Genomic DNA, 18722 nt, shown 5'->3' with positions numbered 1-18722 from the left:
GACCCCGTCCCCGACGCCCCGCCCCGCCCCGCCGCCGGTCCGTCCCGCGGCGCCCGCGCCCGCTCCCCCGGCCACGCCCGAGCCCACACCCCGTCCGTCGCTCAGCCCGGTGCACTATCCGCGCCACCGCGCCGCCCGGGCGCCGCAGCGGTCCTCCCGCGGGACCACGTCGCCGCTCGTCTTCGTCCTGCTCATCACGGTGCCCGCGGTGGTCGCCGTCGCCGCGCTCCGTGCGCGCTGATCCCTGGAGGCCTCTCTTGCCGGAATGGCTTGTTCTCACCCTCGCGATGCTGGCCGCCTGTGTCGTGGTCGTCATCGTCACCCTCCTACGGCACCGCACCGCGTCCGACGACGAGGACATCACCGAGACCCCGGACGTCATCGAGTACATGACGATGTGGATCGGCGTGGTGTACGCCATCGTCCTGGGCCTGGCCATCGCCGGTGTCTGGGAGGCGCGCAGCGCGGCCCAGGCCGACGTGCAGACGGAGGCCGTCGCGCTGCACGAGATCTCGGAACGGGTCCGGGTCTACCCGCCCGACGTCCGTGACCGCATCCGGGCGGATGTCAACGCCTATGTCGGACACGTCGTCACCACCGAGTGGAAGGCCATGGCCGACCACGGCGAGGTGACCGACCGCGGCACCGAACTGCTCGACCGCGTCCGCGCGGACGTCACCGACTACGAGCCGAGGTCGGACTTCGAGGCGCAGGCGTACCAGCCCCTCGTCGACCAGGTGGCCCTCGCGGACCAGGCCCGGACCTCCCGCACCCAGTCGACCGGGGCGACCATGCCGGGGGTGGTGTGGTTCGGGCTGATCGCCGGGGCCGTCGTCACCATCGGGATGGTCTTCGCCCTGCAGATCCGGCGCACGACCCGCGAACTGATCCTCGCGGGACTGTTCTCCGCGCTGATCGCCTTCCTGCTCTTCCTGATCTGGGACTTCGACGCACCCTTCAGCCGGGGCGTCGCGGCGTCGACCGACCCGTTCCTGAGCCTCTTCCCCGGCGCCGGGGACTGACACGACAGCGGGGACGGTGGCGGCCGACACGCCGTCACCGTCGCCTGAGCGGCCCACACGCTTGCCCCATTCGCACGACTGCGATCGCGGCGACGTGCACGGCTTCCTAGCGTTTCGGGCATCGAGGTGCATTCCTGGCGCGAGCGGAACAGGTCCGCCGCTGCTCCTCGGGGACCCGGAGGGATTCACCATGCGCGCGATACCCGTCGCCTCGGTCGCACTGCTGGGCGGGGCCGCCCTCTCCGCCTGCGTACCGGCCGGGGCCGTGGGCTCGAACACGTTCGGCTTCACCGTCAGCCCCGCCACCGTGGCGCCCGGCGGCGAGGTCACGCTGGGGGTGGGCCGTACCGCCGCGGGCTGCCACGGGCGGGTCACGGTGACCTCGCCGGTGTTCGACACGGTCACCATCCCCCGGGACGAGTCGGCGGCGACGGCGCGGGTCGCCCGCGACGCCCGGCGCGGGGCGGTCTACCGGGTGACGTTCGCCTGCCGGGACAAGACCGGCACGGTGGACCTGACCATCGCGGGCGGCGGCTCGCACCACCCGTCCGACGAGCCCTGGCACTCCAAGGGCGTACACGCCGGGGAGGGCGGCAGCGTCGCCGGGTTCGACATGAAGCAGCTCGGGCTCGGGGCGGCGCTCGTCGCGGGAGCGGTGGGCACGGCGTACCACCTCTCGCGCCGCCGTTCCGGCGCGGACGGCGCCTGATCCCGCCCCACCGAGCGCAGGACTTCGCCCCGGATCCGACGAGGGTCCGGGGCGAAGCTCTGCGGTCGTGCTCCGGTCGCGGGCGCTCAGATACGCCGCTCGGACCGGCGGCGCATCCAGAACAGTCCGCCACCGGCGACGGCCGCGGCGACGAGCCCGCCGCCGATCGCGATGTCGGTCGAGGTCGCCCCGTCGGAGCTGCTGCCGCCGAGACCGCCGCGGACACCGCCGATGACGGTGAAGGCCGCCGGCCGGGTCAGCCGCCGGCCCGAGCAGTTGACGGTGATGTCGTACGAGCCCGGCCTGGCGTCCTGCCTGATGGTGGCGGTGCCCTTCGACGTCTCGTTGGCTCCCCTGACCGGGGTCAGGTGGGTGGTCCGGAAGGCGTCCGAGGTCATGGTGCCGCCCTGGGGGCAGCCGTCGACCGTGACGGTCATCTGACCGCCGCGGGCGATCACGCTGGGCAGCGCGACGATGTTGCTCGGCTGGTTGTGGTCACCTCCGGCGGTGGCCGCGGGGGCGGCCAGTCCGAGGACAGCGACGGCGGCGCCGGCTGCCGCGAGGGCACGAGTGGTGAGCATGTGATCCTCCGCGGAAGACGCCCCGGGTCCCGTCCCCGGTCGATCGGCGAGAAAGCGCCTCCCAGAAAGACCCTCAGTTGCCCTGCCCCCAGCCGCATTTCGGGAATGGTCCGTCCTGGTGAGCGGGTTGCCGGGCCGAAACCGCGCGAGTGGATATCGCCGCAGGTCACGCCCCGTCAGAAAATCTCCGCCGGTCACCTCCCGGATGGCGCACGGAGGGACGCGCGCACCACCCGTTCGCCGCTGCCCCGTCGCCGGTCCCCCGCACGGCGCTTAGCGTGCTCGTATGCGCGGATGATCCGGCGACGGCCGGGTCGAGAGGGGAAGGCGAATGTACGACTCCGAGTTGGCCGAAGAGGAGGAGCGGCGGAGGAAGCGCGCTCCCTGGGGCGTGATAGCGCTTGTTCTGCTGACCGGTCTCGCGCTCATCCGCAACGGCTCCGGGGAATTCGACGTGGGCCCCCCGCAGCCCGCGTCGGCCGCCGCCTCGGACACCCGTGCGGCCGCCGGTGACGGCGCCGCCGCCGGCGTCACACCGCTGCCGTACTCGGTGCCGGACCGGGTCTCCATCCCCGCCATCCAGGTGGACGCGCCGGTCATGGGGGTCGGTCTCGACGCGGACGGCTGGGTCGACGCGCCGCCGCCCGAGGACCCGAACCTGGCCGGCTGGTTCACCGGCGCGGTGTCCCCGGGGGAAAGGGGCACCGCGGTCGTGGTCGGCCATGTGGACAACCAGCAGGGCCCCGCCGTCTTCTACGGGCTCGGCGCCCTGAAAAAGGGAAACAAGGTGGAAGTGCACCGCCAGGACGGCAAGACGGCGGTCTTCGAGATCTACGGCATCGAGGTCTTCGAGAAGGACAATTTCCCCGGCGACCGGGTCTACGGCTCCAAGGGCGGCCCGGAACTGCGGGTCATCACCTGCGGCGGCGGTTTCACCAAGCAGAACGGCTACGACGGGAACGTCGTCGCCTTCGCCCGCCTGACCGAGGTCCGCTGAGCGTGCCCCGGCCCGGCGGGCGCGGCGGCGGCGGTCAGATCAGGCGCCGCCGGGGAACGGTGAGGTGGTAGCCGGAGTCGAGCAGTTCGGGCAGGTAGCGCCGCAGGGCGCGGACACTCTGGGAGCGGTCGCCCCCGGCGTCGTGCGAGAGCACCACGACGCCGGGGGCCGCGCCTTCCTCGACCCGGTCGACGATGGTGCCGGTGCCGGGTGTGGTCCAGTCCAGGGTGTCCACGGTCCAGGCGAGCGGCTCCATGCCGAGTTCCGCGCCGAGCTGGAAGGCGGCGCGGTTCCACGCGCCGTACGGGGCCCGGAACCAGCGGGGCGCCTCGCCGTAGGCCTGCTCGACCACCTCGCTGGTGCGCTCCATCTCGGAGCGGATGCGGCGCCGGGAGAGTTTCGTCAGCAGCGGGTGGGACCAGGTGTGGTTGCCGACCACATGCCCCTCGTCGGCCATCCGGGTCAGCAGGTCCCGGTTGTAGTCCGCCATCTCCCCGCAGACGAAGAACGTCGCGCGCACCTCGTACTTCGCGAGGGTGTCCAGGATCCGCGGGGTGTACTCGGGGTGGGGTCCGTCGTCGAAGGTGAGCATCATGGTCCGGCCCCGGCCCGTCATGCGCAGGATCGGCTCGCTGCGCACCGGGGGCCGGCCGGGCGCGGCCCGTGGGGCGCCGTACCCGGTCAGCGGCTGGAGGCGGTAGGCGGAGGGCTTGAGCGGGCTGCGCTGCGGGGGCCCGGGGGCGGGGACGGGGGCGGACGGCTTCGCCGGGCCGTTTCCCAGGCCCGCCGCGAGCGCGCCGCCGGCGCCGGCCGCGCCCAGGGCCGCGACGCCGGTGAGCAGGGTCCGGCGGGTGAGCAACTGGTCCTTCTTCATGACTCATCCCTCGCCCGGTCACGGTGCGCCGCACCCGAGCAACACCGGGGCGGCGGCATGATTCCACCCGCCCGGCTCAAGATCGCCGGGTCTCCGATAATCTCGCCGCGTGACGGAACAGCACTCCCATCAGTTCGAACGCGGCACGGACGGCCCTAAGGTCATCGTCGCCGGTGTCGACGGCTCCGACTCCTCGTTGCGGGCCGCCGCCTACGCCGGGGGGCTGGCCAGGCGGCAGGGTGCCCTGCTCGCCGTGGTGTACGTGCAGCCGGTGCTGGCGGGAGGCGCGGCGCTCGGGGCGTCGGTGGCGGAGACGACCGACGAGATCGCCGAGGAGCTGGTGGCCCAGATCCGGGATGCGACGGAGCGGGTGAAGGGGATATTCGACATCCGCTGGGAGTTCCACACGTTCCGCGGCGACCCGTACAGCGGTCTGGTGCAGACGGCCGACGAACTGAAGGCGGACGCGGTGGTGGTGGGCGCCTCCGAGCAGGCCGGTCACCGGTTCGTCGGCTCGGTCGCGGTGCGGCTGGTGAAGGCGGGACGCTGGCCGGTGACGGTGGTGCCGTAGCACCGGCCGGGCCGGTGCGGGTGTCTTGGGTCCTGCGTGCGTCGTGACTTCCGTCACGGACGCGTGTGCGTCATCATGATCCACCGTCAGCCGTTTGCCGTTCACGAAGAGGTGAGGCGCATGGCCCGGATCCGCATGGGTGAGGGTGTTCTCCGCCGCAAACCCATCGAACACATCGAGGAGGCGGAGAGCGGCGGGGGCCTGGTGCGCTCGCTGGGGCTGTGGCAGCTGACCGCGATCGGCGTCGGCGGCATCATCGGCGCCGGGATCTTCACGCTGGCCGGCACGGTCGCCAACGGCACGGCGGGTCCGGCGGTCCTGGTCTCCTTCCTCATCGCCGGTGTCGCGAGCGCGGCGGCCGCCCTGTCGTACGCCGAGTTCGCCGGGCTGATCCCGAAGGCGGGCTCCGCCTACACCTACGGGTACGCGGTCCTGGGCGAGCTGGTGGGCTGGTTCATCGGGTGGGACCTGCTCCTGGAGTACACGGCGATCGTGGCGGTGGTCGCGATCGGCATCTCGGGCTACTTCAGCTTCCTGGTCGGCGAGATGGGCGCGGACCTGCCGAACTGGATGCTGGGGGCGCCCGGCACCGGGGACGGGCACAAGGTCGACCTGTTCGCGGCCGTACTGTGCCTGCTGATCGCGTACCTGCTGACGCTGGGCATCAGGAACGCGGCCCGCTTCGAGATGGTCGTGGTCGTGCTGAAGGTGCTGGTGGTGCTGCTGGTGATCGGGGTCGGCGTCTTCCACATCAACAGCTCGAACTACCACCCGTTCTTCCCGTTCGGGGTCGGCGGGGCGTTCACCGGTGCGGCGACGGTGTTCTTCGCGGTCTTCGGCTACGACGCCATGTCGACGGCGGCCGAGGAGTCGAAGGACGCCCAGCGGCACATGCCGAAGGCGATCATCTACTCGCTGATCATCTCGATGGTGCTGTACGTGGCGGCCTGCCTGGTGCTGACCGGCATGCAGAACTACAAGGAGATCGACCCGGAGAGCGGCTTCTCGACGGCGTTCAAGTCGGTGGGGCTCAGCTCGCTGGCCGACATCATCGCGGTGGGCGCCATCATCGGCATCCTCACGGTGATGTTCACGTTCATGCTGGGCGTCACCCGTGTGTGGTTCTCGATGTCGCGCGACGGACTGCTGCCCAAGTGGTTCGCCAAGACGCACCCGACGCGGCACGTGCCGACGCGGGTCACCTGGATCGTCGGGGTCGCGTCGGCCGTGATCGCCGGGTTCCTGCCGATCGGCGAGGCGGCGGAGCTGACCAACATCGGCATCCTGCTGGCGTTCGTGGTGGTGTGCGCGGCGGTGATCGTGCTGCGCTACCGGCAGCCGGACCTGCCGCGCACCTTCCGTACGCCGTGGATGCCGTTCGTGCCGGCGCTGGGCATCGTCTTCTCGATCTGGCTGATCACGTTCCTGCAGTGGCAGACCTGGGTGCGGTTCGCCGTGTGGTTCGTGGTGGGCCTGGTGATCTACTTCGCGTACTCGTACCGGAAGTCGGAACTGGCACCGCGTTAGAGGGTGCCGAGGAATCCGGCGACGATGTCCGTGAAGGCCCCGGGCCGTTCCATGTTCGGGTAGTGCGCGACGCCTTCGACGACGGCGGAACGGCCGTCGCGCACCGTGCGGGCGAGCCGTTCCGCGTCGGCGATCAGGTCGGGCGCCTCCAGGGCGCCGTTGACGGTGAGGACCGGGACGTCGATCTTCGGGACGCGGGCCCAGGTGCCGGTCAGGGGCACGTGGTGGTTCTCCTCGTCCGGGGTGTGCTTGGCGAGGGTGCCGAGGGCCATCTCGCGCACGCGGCGCAGCACGTCGGGGTCGACGTCGTCGAGGGTGCGGTACTCCCCCGGCACGAAGCGCAGGAACGCCGTGAGCCAGCCCTCGACGTCCCCGGCGCCCAGTGCGGCGGCCTGCTCCGCCTGCACCTGTCGCACCCAGGGGTCGGTGTACTCGAACTCGCTGGTGGACGCCCCGCAGGCCACCACCGCACGGACCAGTTCCGGGTACTCGAGGACCGTGTCGGTGGCGATGGCCCCGCCCATGGACACGCCGACGAGCACCGCGGGTCCGGTGTCGAGGTGGCGGAGCAGGGCGGCGAGGTCGTCCGCCCAGCGGAACGGCCTCGTCGCGTTGGCGGAGGCGCCGTGGCCGCGGACGTCGGGAGCGATCACGCGGTACTCGCGGGACAGGGCGGGGATCTGGGTGTCGAACACGCGGTGGTCGGTGAAGCCGGAGTGCAGCAGGACGACCGGGTCGCCCGCGCCGGTGTCGCGGTAGGCGAGATCGCCGTCGTCGGAGGCGAAGAGACGGAGGTCCGAAGCGAAATTCATGACAACCAGGGTGTCATGTCGGCTCTCACTTTGGCAACCTGGGTGTCATGATGGTGGGGTGAACGACATCGACGCACCCCTCCCCCCGGACGTGCTCGCCCGGCGCCTCACCGAGGTCTACGACCTGGTCGGCCCCCTCTACCGGCGCGCTCAGCGCGGCGTCGAGCAGGGGCTGGCCGCCGACGGTCTGTCCGTGGGCGTCCGCGCCGTGCTGACGATGCTGCGGCGCGGCGGCCCGATGACCGTGCCGCAGATGGGCCGGGCCCAGGCGATCAGCCGTCAGTTCGTCCAGCGGATGGTCAACGAGGCCGCGGCCCTGGACCTGGTTGAGAGCATCCCGAACCCGGCGCACCGCCGGTCGTCGCTGATCCGGCTGACCGACCGGGGCCGGGCCGCGATCGACGGCGTCCTCGACCGGGAGCACCGCCTGCTGCGCGAGGTCGGCTCGGACCTCACGGACGCCGACGTCACCACCTGTCTGCGCGTGCTCGGGGCCATGCTGACGGCCCTGGACCACGTGGCGGACGCGTGACCGTGACCTACTCGCCCATCACCAGCCCGTCCTCGGCGGCGCCCCGGCCGAGCACCACGTCGCGGATGCGGTCGCGCACGGCGCCCAGGTCGGCGCCCTCGCCGATCGCCCGGTTGAGGTTCACCACCCGGCCGGCGTCGACGTCGAACAGTTGCGGTACGAACTCGGCCTTCGTCACCTTCCAGCGCTCACCGGCCCGTTCGGGCGGGGCGAAGGTGAAGCGGCCGATGGCCGACTGGTTGCCGCGCGGATCGCGGACGCCCTCGCTGTTGACCATCTCACCCGCGATCTGGTCTCCCATGCCGTAGACCACCCAGGTGCCGTTGACCTTCTCGTAGGCCTGCGGGACATGGGCGTGGGTGCCGAGGATCAGGTCGATGTCGGGGCGGTCGCCGGTGCGTGCGGCGGTCAGGCTGCGGGCCAGGGCCACCTGGTCCTGGTCGGGCTCGTCCTGCCACTCGGTGCCCCAGTGCAGCGACACGACGACGACGTCGGCGCCGGCCTTCCGGGCGGCCCGCGCGTCCTCGACGATGCTTGCCTCGTCGATCAGGCCGACCGCCCAGGGCTGGTCCGCGGGCAGCGGGTGGCCGTTGGTGTGGAGGGTGTAGGCGAGGTGGGCCACCTGGGCCCGGCCCGCGCGCAGTACCGTCGCGAGGTCCGCCTCGGCCTCGGTGCGCGCCGTCCCGGCGTGCCGTACGCCCGCGCGGTCGAGGGCGTCCAGAGTGCGGCGGATGCCGTCCGCGCCGTCGTCGACGCTGTGGTTGGAGGCGGTGGAGCAGCCGTCGTAGCCGGTGGCGGCCAGGGCCTTCGCCACCTCGGGCGGGGACTTGAAGAGCGGGTAGCCGCTGTAGTCGCCCCTCGCGCCGTAGATGGTCTCCATGTGGCACAGGGCGATGTCGGCCCGCGCGACGACGGGCCGGGCGCCGGCGAGCATGGGGCGGAAGTCGTAGCCGGTGCCGCCCGCGTCGAAGCGCGCCCGCTCGATGATCGAGTCGTGCGGGAGCACGTCCCCGGAGGCGACCAGGGTGAACCCGCCGGTGTCCGCGGCGGACGGGGCCGGCGCCGGCGGTTTCGGCGGTTCGTGGTCGCCGGCCTGGCAGGCCGCGCCCGCGGTGAGGAGGGCGGTCAGGGCCAGGGCCACCTGCCGACTGCGTGTGATCATCCGTTCACTCCGCTGGGTCGCACACACCGATGGAAAGTCACATTTACTTACAAACAGATAAAGAGCCACGGCTTGTCACCGGCGGTTCCGACACGCCCATTAGCCCGTCCGGCGTGCGCGAACGGGGTGCCCGGACCACCCGCCCGCCGCACGCCGGCCGCACGCCGACCGTTCGTCGAACCGTTCGTCGACGCGATCGACCGCCCGCCGCACACCCGTGCGCACGCCCTGTCCCCGCGCGGCCCCCTGCGGTGCCATACGGCCATGACGGCCGGAATCACCCTGACGGACACAGCGAACGGGACGACCGCCGAGCACGAGCTCGCCGCACTGCAACGCGAGCACGGCCGGCCGCTCTTCGCGCTGCTGCTGCGGCTCAGCGACGGCGACCGGCAGCGTGCTGAGGACCTGGTGCAGGAGACTCTGGTCCGCGCCTGGCAGCACCCCGAGGCCCTGCGCGCCGACGCCTTCGACTCCGTACGGCCGTGGCTGCTCACCGTGGCCCGGCGGCTCGCGATCGACGCGCGCCGCGCCCGCCAGGCGCGCCCCCCGGAGGTCGGCGACGCCGTACTGGAGAACGCCCGCGTCTGCTCCGACCACGCCGAACGGGCCGCCGCGGCCCTCGATGTGCGCGAGGCTGTGAAGACACTCACTCCGGAGCACCGTGAAGTCCTGGTGCTGGTGTATTTCCAGGGGGCGAGTGTGGCGGAAGCCGCGGCCGCCCTCGGCATCCCACCCGGTACCGTGAAGTCCCGCGCATACTACGCGCTGCGCGCCATGCGCAGGGTGCTACCGGGATACGCCGCCGACCTGCGGTGAAACCGGCCCTATGGTCAAACCTCCGTAAAGCGCCTTGCCCAGGACCCCGGTTGAGTAATCGGCTGTCCTCATCCGTGTTCCGGACGGGGGCCCATGACCCGGGTCGGGCGACGCGCACGCACCGGAGGAAGGCAGGAAGGGATGCTGCACAGAGGTCAAGAGAGCACGGACGGCACCGGTGGGGGCGAACTGAGCGTTCCCATGGCGTGGTTGTACGCCGAGTACATCGCCGACGAACTGCTGCGGACCGGCGACCTGATGCCGCCGACGTCCTTCGAGTTCCGCGCCGGCCGCGACGCGCTGGCGCTCACCGTCTTCCTGTCCGACACGGAGAACGAGCTGAGCGGCATCCGGGTCGTCACCCACCTGGAGACCTGGCTGTCCCTGACCGCCTACGACCAGCCCTGGCACGAGTGGGTGCACGGGCGGCTGGCCGAGGTCACGGCCGACGCGGTGGCCGCCGGACGCCACTCGCCGGACCTGGAGCTGGCCCGGGCCGCCTGGCGCTGGCTCCAGGACACCGAACTGCTCGCCCCGGACCTGAACGCGGTCCCCGGCGGGGCGGCGGTGACCGGGGAGGACGAGGGGCCGAAGGTGTGGACGCCCGCCTGGCAGCTCGGGCTGCCGCTGGGGCACCTCGCCATCCACCTGTTCTAGCCGCCCCGGACGGCCTCGCGAACTTTCCCGAAGGAGGGACCAATCCACGCCCCGGACCGCTCCGAACACCTCGGTCGCGATTCCGCCGTGGCTTGAGTGATTCGGCTGTCCGGTGCGTACGGGTGGGAGCAAGGAGTCACCCCACCCGCACCCGACGGTACGAGGATTCGGCATGAGGTCCCTGGAAAGGCATCGTGACGTCGGCGCCTACGCGCTCGGCGTGCTGGACGAGGCGGAGGCCTTCCGTTTCGAGGACCACCTCATGGAATGCCCCCGGTGCTCGGCCCAGGTGACCGAATTCGGCCCCGCCACCCGCCAGTTGATGCTCTACCGGGAGGCGACGCCCCGTATCGTCCACCCGCTGACCAGGCCGGGACCCCGGCTGCTCGACCGGCTGCTGTCCGCGGTGGCCACGCGCCGGCGGGCCGGCCGCAGGCGGGTGCTGTACGCCGTGGCCGCCGCCGTCGTGTGCGCCGTGGCCGGGCCCGGCGCCGTGCTGTACGCGAGCCAGGGCGACCCGGCGGCACCGGTCACCGCGACGGACGCCCGGTCCGGGGTGTGGGCGCGGATCACGGCCGAGGACGAGATCTGGGGCACGGACGTGCGACTCGAGGTCAAGGACGGGGCCGGCCCGCGTTCGTGCCGGCTCGTCGCCGTCGGCCGGGACGGGTCCGAACAGACGGTCACCAGCTGGATGGTCCCCCGGCACGACGCCCGGCCGCACACCATGCGCGGCGGGGCCGCGTTGCATCCCGGCCAGATCGACCGCTACGAGGTGCGCACGGCGGACGGCGAGCACCTGGTGACGCTGCCGGCCGGCTGACCGCCGCCCCGGCGGCCGCCGCTCACCGCCTCGGCGCCGTCACTTCAGCAGCCGGGACATCCTGCGGTCCGCCAGCGGTTTGCCGCCGGTCTGGCAGGTCGGGCAGTACTGGAGCGAGGAGTCGCTGAAGGAGACCTCGCGGACGGTGTCGCCGCACACCGGGCAGGGCTCCCCGGTGCGGCCGTGGACCCGCAGTCCGCTCTTCTTCTCGGCCTTGAGGCGTCCGGCGGCGATGCCCCGGGAGCGTTCCACTGCCTCGGTGAGCGTGTCGCGCAGCGCCGCGTACAGCCGGGCGGTCTCCTCGTCGGTGAGGGAGGCGGCCAGTTTGAACGGGGACATCCTGGCGGCGTGCAGGATCTCGTCGCTGTACGCGTTCCCCACGCCCGCGATCAGGCTCTGGTCGCGCAGGGCGCCCTTGAGCTGCCGCCGCTCACCGTCGAGGAGGGCGGCGAAGCGTGCCTGGTCGAAGTCGTCGGCGAGCGGGTCCGGTCCGAGCCGGGCCACGCCCGGCACCTGCCGCGGGTCGGCCACGACGTACACCGCGAGCCGCTTCTGCGTGCCCGCCTCCGTCAGGTCGAAGCCCGCGCCGGTCTCCAGGGCGACCCGCAGCGCGAGCGGGCCCTTGCCGGGTCTGGGCATGCCGCTGGGGAGGCTGTCCCTCCAGTGCAGCCAGCCCGCCCGGGCCAGGTGGGTCACCAGGTGCGGGCCGTCGGCCGTCTCGACGTCGAGGAACTTGCCGTGGCGGTGCACGGCCGCCACCTCGTGGCCCTCCAACGCCGTGAGCGGGGGGTCGTACGTCTTCAGGACGCTGATCGCCACGGGCAGGACCCGGACGATCTCGCGGCCGGTGAGGTGCTCGGTCAGGAAATCGCGGAGCGCCTCGACCTCGGGCAGTTCTGGCATACGTCCAGAGTGCCACCGGCGACCGACCGTGCCAGTGGGTTCAGCCCGCGCCGTGCGCCACCTCGAACTGGGCCCACACGACCTTGCCGCCGCCGCGTGCCTCCACGCCCCACTCGTCGGCGAGCGTGTCGACCAGGAGCAGGCCCCGCCCGGACACCCCGTCGTCCCCGGCCTCCCGACGGCGCGGCAGGGCGCTGGAGGAGTCCTCGACCTCGACCCGCAGCCGCCGCTCGGTTCCGGTGAGCAGCCGCAGGGTGACGATCGCGGAGCCCTCGGTGTGCATGAGGGCGTTGGTCATCAGCTCGTCGGCGACCAGTTCGATCTCGTCGCTCTGGGCCTTGGCGCCCCAGGAGCGGACGGCGGTGCGGATCATGTGCCGGGCCTCGGTGAGGCCCTCGGGGTCGCCCGGGGAGACGTGCTGCTGGACCCGGCCGAAGGTCCGGGGGGCGCCCAGGCCGTGGCGGCGCAGCACCAGCAGCGCGACGTCGTCGTCGCCGCGCCGTTCGTCGACCACGTCGATCAGCCGGTCGGCCAGGTCCCGCACGTCCTGCGGCCCGGAGGTGATCAGCGCCGTGAGGACGTCCATGCCCTCGTCGAGGTCGGCGCCGGGCTGCTCGACCAGGCCGTCGGTGCACAGCAGCAGGGTGTTGCCCGGGTCCAGCTCCAGGGTGGCGACCGGGTAGGCGAGGCGCCCGAACTCGGCGGACAGGCCGAGCGGCAGCCCGCCCTCGACGCGTACCAGGCGGCAGGTGCCGTCGCCGAAGCGCAGCAGCGGGTCGATGTGTCCGGCGCGGACCACCTGGACCACTCCGGTGCCCAGGTCGGCCTCGGCGTACAGGCAGGTCGCGAAGCGGTCGGTGTCCAGCTCGTGCAGGAAGACGGAGGCCCGTGCCATCACCGTGGCCGGGGGGTGGCCCTCGGCGGCGTAGGCGCGCAGCACGATGCGCAGCTGGCCCATGACGGCGGCGGCGTGCGTGTCGTGGCCCTGGACGTCGCCGATGACGGCGCCGACGCGCCCGCCGGGCAGCGGGATCAGGTCGTACCAGTCACCGCCGATGTCCCGGCCCAGGGCGCCCCCGATGGAGGCCGCGCGGTAGCGGACGGCGACGTCGCAGCCGGGCACGCTGGGGATGGTGCGCGGCAGCATGGCCTGCTGGAGGCCCTCGGCGAGGTCCATCTCCTGCTCGTAGAGCATGGCCCGCTGGAGGCTCTGCGCGATACCGCTGCCGAGCGCGACCAGGACGTTGCGGTCCTCCGGGGAGAAGCCGTGCCGGTCGCTGTAGAGCAGCCCGATGGCGCCGATGGGCCGGGCCTGGGCGATCAGGGGCAGGTAGGCGGCCGCGGTGATGCCGAGGTGGGTGATGTCCTGCCACAGCCGGGGGTAGCGCTCCGCGAACTCCTCCGGCGACTCGATGAAGCGGGGGCTGAGGGTCCGCACCGCCTCGCTCATCGGGTACGGCTCGTCGATCCGGGTGACCCGGGTCCCGGGGATGAAGCTGTTCTCGGGCCCGTCGGCGACCAGCCGGATGCGGCCGGCCTCGACCAGGCCCATCACCAGGCTGGTGGCGCCCAGCCGGGTGAGTCCGTGGGTGTCGCGCAGCACGTCGATGACGTCGTCCACCGTGCGGGCGTGCGCGAGGGCCGCCGTGGCGAGCTGAACGACGTTGGTGAGCCGGCGGCGTGCCTCGTCCTGCGCGGCCTGCTCCCGGTTGGCCGCGATGTCGGCCACCTCCTGGGTGGCGTCGCGGACGATGCCGATGATCCGGCGGGGGCGGCCGGTCTCGTCCCGGCGGATGTAGCCCTGGGTGTGGGTCCAGCGCAGGGTGCCGTCGCGGCGGCGCAGCCGGAAGTAGGTGCCGTAGTTCTCGCTGCCGTCCTTCATGGCCCGGGCGACGATGGTGTCCATGCGGCGGCTCTCCGCCGTGGGCACGCGCAGCGCCAGCGACTCGGGGCGCCCGTCGTACTCCTCCGGGCGCAGGTCGAACACCTCGTGGGCCTGGGCGTCCATGTGGAACAGTCCGGCGTCCAGGTCCCAGTCGAAGCTGCCCATGCGGTTGAGCGCCAGGATCGGGTCCGGGTGGGCGGGCCAGTCGTCCGGGAGTGACGGGGCGCTCGCTCCCCGATCAGACATGGACCCCACCTTGCCAGGATTTGTCGGAATCTTCGACTCCTGGTTCACCGGGCGGTGCCGGAGGGGCTCCGGTGGGGGGGCCCGGTGACCGGGCGGGGTACACGGAGCGGGTACGAGAGGAGCCGGCCTTGGAGTGGTTCACCGCACCCGACTACTGGCTGGCCCGGCTGGTCTTCCAGCGGGCCCTGGCCGTCGTGTACCTGGTCGCGTTCCTGACGGCGGCCCTGCAGTTCCGGGCGCTGCTGGGCGAGCGCGGTCTGACGCCCGTGCCCCGCTTCGTCGAGCGGGTGCCGTTCCGGCGGGCGCCCAGCCTGTTCCAGTGGCGCTACTCGGACCGGCTCTTCGCGGGCTGCGCCTGGGCGGGCTGCGCGGTGTCGGCGGCGCTGGTGGCCGGGCTGGACTCGCTGCTGCCGCTGTGGGGGGCGATGCTGCTGTGGCTGGTGCCATGGGCGCTGTACCTCTCGATCGTCAACGTCGGACAGACCTGGTACTCGTTCGGCTGGGAGTCGCTGCTCCTGGAGACCGGCTTCGTCGCCGTGTTCCTGGGCAATGACGAGGTGGCACCGCCGGTGGTGGTGCTGTTCCTGCTGCGCTGGCTGCTGTTCCGGGTGGAGTTCGGGGCGGGTCTGATCAAGATGCGCGGCGACGAGTGCTGGCGGAAGCTGACCTGTCTGGACCACCACCACGAGACCCAGCCCATGCCCGGCCCGCTGAGCTGGTTCTTCCACCACCTCCCCCGGCCGCTGCACCGCGTCGAGGTCGCCGCGAACCATGTCACGCAGCTGGTGGTGCCGTTCCTCCTGTTCGCCCCGCACCCCGTGTCGACGGCCGCCGCCGCGCTGATGATCGCGACCCAGCTGTGGCTGGTGCTCTCGGGCAACTTCTCCTGGCTCAACTGGATCACCATCGTGCTGGCCCTCTCGGTGATCCGCTTCCCGGCCGGTCCGCCGTCCACCGCCGCCGCCCCGCTCTGGTACGAGGTCGTGGTCCTGGCGGTGGCGGCGCTGCTGGTGTTCCTGAGCCACCGGCCGGTGCGCAACATGATCTCCCGCCGCCAGGTGATGAACCGCTCCTTCGACTCGCTGCACCTGGTCAACACCTACGGCGCCTTCGGCTCGGTCGGCCGGGTCCGGTACGAGGTGGTGGTCGAGGGCACCGCCGACGAGGTGGCCAGGAAGGACGGCGACTGGCGCGCGTACGAGTTCAAGGGCAAGCCGGGTGATCCGCACCGCTGGCCGCGCCAGTTCGCGCCGTACCACCTGCGACTGGACTGGCTGATGTGGTTCGCCGCGCTGTCGCCCTCCTACGCCGGATCGTGGTTCGGCACCTTCGTGGAACGGCTGCTGGAGAACGACCGCGCCACGCTGCGGCTGCTGCGCAGCTCCCCGTTCCCGCCCGACGCGCCGCCGCGCTTCGTGCGCGCCCGGCTGTTCCGGTACCGGTACACGACCTGGCGGGAGCTGCGGGAGACGGGCGCGTGCTGGGAGCGGACGTATGTGCGGGAGTACCTGCCGCCGACCCGGCTCACCTCTTCCCGGTGAGCCGGGCCCGTCGGAGGCGGAGGCGCTAGGCGCGCTTGAGCCGCAGGGTCATCAGCTGGAACGGACGCAGCCCCACGGTGATCCGGTCGCCGTCCGCCCGGGGGGCCTCCGCGTCCGTCAGCGGGCGTTCCAGCAGGTCGGTCACCTGCACGTCGGTGACCGCGAACCCCGTGGTGAGGGTGGCGCGGGCCCGGCCGCCGTGGGCCTCGTGGAAGCGGACCACGACGTCGCCGCTGCCGTCGTCGGCGAGCTTGACGGCCGTGACGACGACCGCGTCCCGGTCCACCGCGACGAGCGGCGCGACCTCCCCGGCGCCGCCCGCGAGGTGCCGCTCGGGCAGGTTGATCCGCCAGCCCTCGCGCACCGCGTCGCCGATGCCCGCGCCGGGCACCAGTGCGTGCCGGAAGCGGTGCACGCCCTGGTCGGTCTCGGGGTCGGGGAAGCGCGGGGCGCGCAGGAGGGAGACCCGCACGGTGGTGGTCGTACCGGCGTCGCCGTCGGTGCGGACGGTGCGGGTGACGTCGTGGCCGTACGTCGAGTCGTTGACGACGGCGACGCCCCAGCCGGGCTCCTCCAGGTGCACGAAGCGGTGGTTGCAGGCCTCGAACTTGGCGGCCTCCCAGCTGGTGTTGGTGTGGGTGGGCCGGTGGAAGTGCCCGAACTGGGTCTCCGACGCGTACCGTTCGGCGTGCACGTCGAGCGGGAAGGCGAGCTTGAGGAACTTCTCCGTCTCGTGCCAGTCGACCTCGGTGTCCACCTCCAGCCGCCGTTCCCCCGGCGCAAGGGTCAGCACCTGGGTCACGCGGGAGGAGCCGAAGGAGCGGACGATCCGCACCGAGGCGCCGTCGTCGCCGGGGGCGACCTCGTCGGCGTCGGTGAGGTCGGTGACGGTGTTGCGGTAGAACTCGTCGACGTCCCAGGCGTCCCACATGTTCGGGAAGTCCGGGTGGAGCTGGAGCAGGTTGCCCGCCCCGCCCGGCGCGATGGTCTCGCGGTCGGCGGCGAGGTCGTAGGCCGACACGACCAGTCCCCGGTCGTCGATCCCGACGCGCAGCAGTCCGTTGTCCAGGACGTGGCCGCCGCCGGGGCGGGGGGTCAGGCCGGTCCGGCCCTCGGCGGCGGGGGACGCGGCGGCGCCCGCCGGGACCCCGGCCCGCGCGTGCGGGGCGGAGTTGAAGACCAGCGGGGTGTCGCCCTCACCGGCCAGGGCGCGCTGGGCGGCGTCGATGATGCCGTTCAGTTCGGCGGCGACCCGGTCGTAGGTGGCGCGGGCCTCGCGGTGCACCCAGGCGATGGAGGAGCCGGGCAGGATGTCGTGGAACTGGTGCAGCAGGACCGTCTTCCAGATGCGGTCCAGGTCGTCGTACGGGTAGGGGAACCCGGCGCGCACGGCCGCCGTGGCCGCCCACAGCTCGGCCTCGCGCAGCAGGTGTTCGCTGCGGCGGTTGCCCTGCTTGGTCCTGGCCTGGCTGGTGAGGGTGGCGCGGTGCAGTTCGAGGTACAGCTCGCCGACCCAGACGGGCGGCGCGGGGTTCTCGGCCTCGGCCTTCTCGAAGAAGGCGTGCGGGGTCTCCCACTCGACCGTCGCCGAGCCTTCGAGGTTCCGCAGCCTGGCCGCCTTGGCGACCATCTCGCGGGTGGCGCCGCCGCCTCCGTCGCCCCAGCCGGTGGGGGCGAGGGAGTGCCGGGCGACGCCCTTGTCCTTGAAGTTCTTCGCCGCGTGGGCGATCTCGCTGCCCTTCATGGAGCAGTTGTAGGTGTCGACGGGCGGGAAGTGGGTGAAGATCCGGGTGCCGTCGATGCCCTCCCAGCGGAAGGTGTGGTGCGGGAACTTGTTCGTCTGGGACCAGGAGATCTTCTGCGTCAGCAGGTACTTGGCGCCGGCCGCCTTGATGATCTGCGGGAGGCCCGCCGCGAAGCCGAAGGTGTCCGGCAGCCACGCCTCGTCGTTCTCGACGCCGAACTCGTCGAGGAAGAAGCGCTTGCCGTGCACGAACTGCCGGGCCATGGCCTCCGAGCCGGGCATGTTGGTGTCCGACTCCACCCACATGCCGCCGGCCGGCACGAAGCGCCCGTCGGCCACGGCCTTCTTGACCCGCGCCCACACCTCGGGCCGGTGGTCGCGCACCCACGCCCACTGCTGGGCCTGGGACATGGCGAAGACGAAGTCCGGCTCGTCCTCCAGCAGGGCGGTCATGTTGGAGGTGGTGCGGGCCACCTTGCGCACGGTCTCGCGCAGCGGCCACAGCCAGGCCGAGTCGATGTGCGCGTGCCCGACGGCGCTGATGCGGTGCGCGGAGGGCACGGCGGGGGCCGACAGCACCTCGGTCAGGCGGGAACGCGCCTGCTCCGCCGTGCCGCCCACGTCCTGGAGGTCGATGGCGTCCAGTGCCTTGTCGACGGCGCGCAGGATCTCCCAGCGGCGCGGCGACTCCACGGGCAGCTCGGCCATCAGCTCGCCGAGCACCTCCAGGTCGAGCACCAGGTTCCACACCGTCTCGTCCAGGACGGCGAGGTCCATGCGGGCCAGGGTGTACTGCGGCTCACTGCCCGCGGTGTCCTTGTCGCCCAGCTGGGTCGGCACGAAGGGGTGGTAGTCGAGGATGACGGGGTTGGAGGCCGCCTCGACGTGCAGGCGGACCTCCTCGCCGCCCTCGACGGGGGCGCCGATCCGCACCCACTGGTTGCGCGGGTTGAGGCCCTTCACGGGGGTGCCGTCGGGGCGGTAGACCAGGCCCTCGCACTGGAAGCCGGGCATGTTCTCGTCGAAGCCGAGGTCGAGGATCGCCTCGACGGTCCTGCCGGCCCACTCCTCGGGCACGGTGCCGGTGACGCGGAACCAGCTGGTGCCCCAGGGCGCGCCCCAGCGGGCGCCGACCTCGATGGGACGCGGTTCGGCGGCGAGTCCCTCCTCGACCGGGACGGGCTCGCCGGGCGCGTTCCAGACCGCGACGTCCAGCGGTACGGACTCGGGGTAGAGGGCGGGGCGGACACGCTCGTCGAGGACGCGCTTGAGGCGGGCTTCGACCAGGTTGCGGTCGTCATGCATGCGGGTGCTCCG

17 protein-coding genes and 1 pseudogene are annotated in these 18722 nt (G+C 72.4%); 11 read left to right on the top strand and 7 right to left on the bottom strand.

All coding sequences use genetic code 11. The features are described from left to right. The 3 genes and pseudogenes from BZZ08_RS39175 to BZZ08_RS15230 all read left to right on the top strand — a co-directional run. A pseudogene (locus BZZ08_RS39175) lies at positions 1 to 241 on the top strand (hypothetical protein); the annotation flags it as partial. A 16-nt stretch (positions 242 to 257) separates the two neighbouring features. Further along, positions 258 to 1022, top strand: a complete 765-nt coding sequence (locus BZZ08_RS15235; protein WP_104632747.1) for a bestrophin-like domain — start codon at positions 258 to 260, stop codon at positions 1020 to 1022. A gap of 190 nt (positions 1023 to 1212) precedes the next feature. After that, entirely contained in the window at positions 1213 to 1731 is a 519-nt protein-coding gene (locus tag BZZ08_RS15230) for a hypothetical protein (RefSeq protein ID WP_104632746.1), read from the top strand. Between the two features lie 86 nt (positions 1732 to 1817). On the opposite strand, the gene BZZ08_RS15225 is transcribed toward BZZ08_RS15230, so the two are convergent. Further along, positions 1818 to 2312 carry a hypothetical protein gene (locus BZZ08_RS15225; protein WP_198601486.1) on the bottom strand — a complete coding sequence of 165 codons (495 nt, stop codon included), beginning with the start codon at positions 2310 to 2312 and terminating at the stop codon, positions 1818 to 1820. A gap of 331 nt (positions 2313 to 2643) precedes the next feature. Here BZZ08_RS15225 and BZZ08_RS15220 point away from each other — a divergent pair, with 331 nt between their 5' ends. Further along, the gene (locus tag BZZ08_RS15220) at positions 2644 to 3309 is read left to right on the top strand and encodes a class F sortase (protein WP_104632745.1); all 666 of its coding nucleotides are present in this window, start codon (positions 2644 to 2646) and stop codon (positions 3307 to 3309) included. Between the two features lie 34 nt (positions 3310 to 3343). On the opposite strand, the gene BZZ08_RS15215 is transcribed toward BZZ08_RS15220, so the two are convergent. Further along, positions 3344 to 4183, bottom strand: a complete 840-nt coding sequence (locus BZZ08_RS15215) for a polysaccharide deacetylase family protein (RefSeq protein WP_104632744.1) — start codon at positions 4181 to 4183, stop codon at positions 3344 to 3346. A 109-nt stretch (positions 4184 to 4292) separates the two neighbouring features. Between BZZ08_RS15215 and BZZ08_RS15210 the strand changes: the two genes are divergently transcribed. Together BZZ08_RS15210 and BZZ08_RS15205 are read left to right on the top strand one after the other, a co-directional pair. Further along, the gene (locus BZZ08_RS15210) at positions 4293 to 4754 is read left to right on the top strand and encodes a universal stress protein (protein WP_104632743.1); all 462 of its coding nucleotides are present in this window, start codon (positions 4293 to 4295) and stop codon (positions 4752 to 4754) included. A 120-nt stretch (positions 4755 to 4874) separates the two neighbouring features. Continuing rightward, a complete protein-coding gene (locus BZZ08_RS15205) occupies positions 4875 to 6281 on the top strand; it encodes an amino acid permease (RefSeq protein ID WP_104632742.1) in 1407 nt (468 codons plus the stop codon). On the opposite strand, the gene BZZ08_RS15200 is transcribed toward BZZ08_RS15205, so the two are convergent. Next, a complete protein-coding gene (locus BZZ08_RS15200) occupies positions 6278 to 7093 on the bottom strand; it encodes an alpha/beta fold hydrolase (RefSeq protein ID WP_104632741.1) in 816 nt (271 codons plus the stop codon). The genes BZZ08_RS15205 and BZZ08_RS15200 overlap by 4 nt on opposite strands. Positions 7094 to 7151: 58 nt before the next feature. Here BZZ08_RS15200 and BZZ08_RS15195 point away from each other — a divergent pair, with 58 nt between their 5' ends. After that, on the top strand, positions 7152 to 7625 hold the full coding sequence (locus tag BZZ08_RS15195) for a MarR family winged helix-turn-helix transcriptional regulator (RefSeq protein WP_104632740.1): 474 nt from the start codon (positions 7152 to 7154) through the stop codon (positions 7623 to 7625). A gap of 7 nt (positions 7626 to 7632) precedes the next feature. Here the strand turns inward: BZZ08_RS15195 and BZZ08_RS15190 are convergent, their stop codons facing one another. After that, a complete protein-coding gene (locus tag BZZ08_RS15190) occupies positions 7633 to 8787 on the bottom strand; it encodes a CapA family protein (RefSeq protein ID WP_104632739.1) in 1155 nt (384 codons plus the stop codon). A 264-nt stretch (positions 8788 to 9051) separates the two neighbouring features. On the opposite strand from BZZ08_RS15190, the gene BZZ08_RS15185 reads away from it, so the two are divergent. The 3 genes from BZZ08_RS15185 (at position 9052) to BZZ08_RS15175 (ending at position 11086) form a co-directional block, all read left to right on the top strand. Continuing rightward, a complete protein-coding gene (locus tag BZZ08_RS15185; protein WP_104632754.1) occupies positions 9052 to 9606 on the top strand; it encodes a sigma-70 family RNA polymerase sigma factor in 555 nt (184 codons plus the stop codon). Between the two features lie 141 nt (positions 9607 to 9747). Further along, positions 9748 to 10263 carry a hypothetical protein gene (locus tag BZZ08_RS15180; protein WP_104632738.1) on the top strand — a complete coding sequence of 172 codons (516 nt, stop codon included), beginning with the start codon at positions 9748 to 9750 and terminating at the stop codon, positions 10261 to 10263. Positions 10264 to 10435: 172 nt separating this feature from the next. Then, positions 10436 to 11086, top strand: a complete 651-nt coding sequence (locus BZZ08_RS15175) for a zf-HC2 domain-containing protein (RefSeq protein WP_104632737.1) — start codon at positions 10436 to 10438, stop codon at positions 11084 to 11086. Positions 11087 to 11125: 39 nt separating this feature from the next. Here the strand turns inward: BZZ08_RS15175 and BZZ08_RS15170 are convergent, their stop codons facing one another. Both BZZ08_RS15170 and BZZ08_RS15165 read right to left on the bottom strand, forming a co-directional pair. After that, the gene (locus BZZ08_RS15170) at positions 11126 to 11989 is read right to left on the bottom strand and encodes an Fpg/Nei family DNA glycosylase (protein ID WP_104632736.1); all 864 of its coding nucleotides are present in this window, start codon (positions 11987 to 11989) and stop codon (positions 11126 to 11128) included. A 40-nt stretch (positions 11990 to 12029) separates the two neighbouring features. Next, complete coding sequence (locus BZZ08_RS15165) at positions 12030 to 14120, bottom strand: SpoIIE family protein phosphatase (RefSeq protein WP_104632735.1); 2091 nt, start codon at positions 14118 to 14120, stop codon at positions 12030 to 12032. A 128-nt stretch (positions 14121 to 14248) separates the two neighbouring features. Here BZZ08_RS15165 and BZZ08_RS15160 point away from each other — a divergent pair, with 128 nt between their 5' ends. Next, the gene (locus BZZ08_RS15160) at positions 14249 to 15661 is read left to right on the top strand and encodes a lipase maturation factor family protein (RefSeq protein WP_104632734.1); all 1413 of its coding nucleotides are present in this window, start codon (positions 14249 to 14251) and stop codon (positions 15659 to 15661) included. Between the two features lie 25 nt (positions 15662 to 15686). On the opposite strand, the gene BZZ08_RS15155 is transcribed toward BZZ08_RS15160, so the two are convergent. Continuing rightward, positions 15687 to 18710: an alpha-mannosidase gene (locus BZZ08_RS15155; protein WP_104632733.1), complete on the bottom strand. Its 3024-nt coding sequence runs from the start codon at positions 18708 to 18710 to the stop codon at positions 15687 to 15689. Between the last annotated feature and the right edge of the window lie 12 nt (positions 18711 to 18722).

This window comes from Streptomyces sp. MH60, assembly GCF_002939385.1.
Lineage (GTDB): Bacteria > Actinomycetota > Actinomycetes > Streptomycetales > Streptomycetaceae > Streptomyces.
This window is presented reverse-complemented; position numbering and strand designations above follow the sequence as displayed.

Bases quoted from the DNA above. Each gene is read 5' to 3' on its own strand.
- BZZ08_RS15230 (WP_104632746.1), top strand. From the start codon at position 1,213: ATGCGCGCGATACCCGTCGCCTCGGTCGCACTGCTGGGCGGGGCCGCC.
- BZZ08_RS15225 (WP_198601486.1), bottom strand. From the start codon at position 2,312: ATGCTCACCACTCGTGCCCTCGCGGCAGCCGGCGCCGCCGTCGCTGTC.
- BZZ08_RS15220 (WP_104632745.1), top strand. From the start codon at position 2,644: ATGTACGACTCCGAGTTGGCCGAAGAGGAGGAGCGGCGGAGGAAGCGC.
- BZZ08_RS15215 (WP_104632744.1), bottom strand. From the start codon at position 4,183: ATGAAGAAGGACCAGTTGCTCACCCGCCGGACCCTGCTCACCGGCGTC.
- BZZ08_RS15205 (WP_104632742.1), top strand. From the start codon at position 4,875: ATGGCCCGGATCCGCATGGGTGAGGGTGTTCTCCGCCGCAAACCCATC.
- BZZ08_RS15200 (WP_104632741.1), bottom strand. From the start codon at position 7,093: ATGAATTTCGCTTCGGACCTCCGTCTCTTCGCCTCCGACGACGGCGAT.
- BZZ08_RS15190 (WP_104632739.1), bottom strand. From the start codon at position 8,787: ATGATCACACGCAGTCGGCAGGTGGCCCTGGCCCTGACCGCCCTCCTC.
- BZZ08_RS15185 (WP_104632754.1), top strand. From the start codon at position 9,052: ATGACGGCCGGAATCACCCTGACGGACACAGCGAACGGGACGACCGCC.
- BZZ08_RS15180 (WP_104632738.1), top strand. From the start codon at position 9,748: ATGCTGCACAGAGGTCAAGAGAGCACGGACGGCACCGGTGGGGGCGAA.
- BZZ08_RS15175 (WP_104632737.1), top strand. From the start codon at position 10,436: ATGAGGTCCCTGGAAAGGCATCGTGACGTCGGCGCCTACGCGCTCGGC.
- BZZ08_RS15170 (WP_104632736.1), bottom strand. From the start codon at position 11,989: ATGCCAGAACTGCCCGAGGTCGAGGCGCTCCGCGATTTCCTGACCGAG.
- BZZ08_RS15165 (WP_104632735.1), bottom strand. From the start codon at position 14,120: ATGTCTGATCGGGGAGCGAGCGCCCCGTCACTCCCGGACGACTGGCCC.
- BZZ08_RS15155 (WP_104632733.1), bottom strand. From the start codon at position 18,710: ATGCATGACGACCGCAACCTGGTCGAAGCCCGCCTCAAGCGCGTCCTC.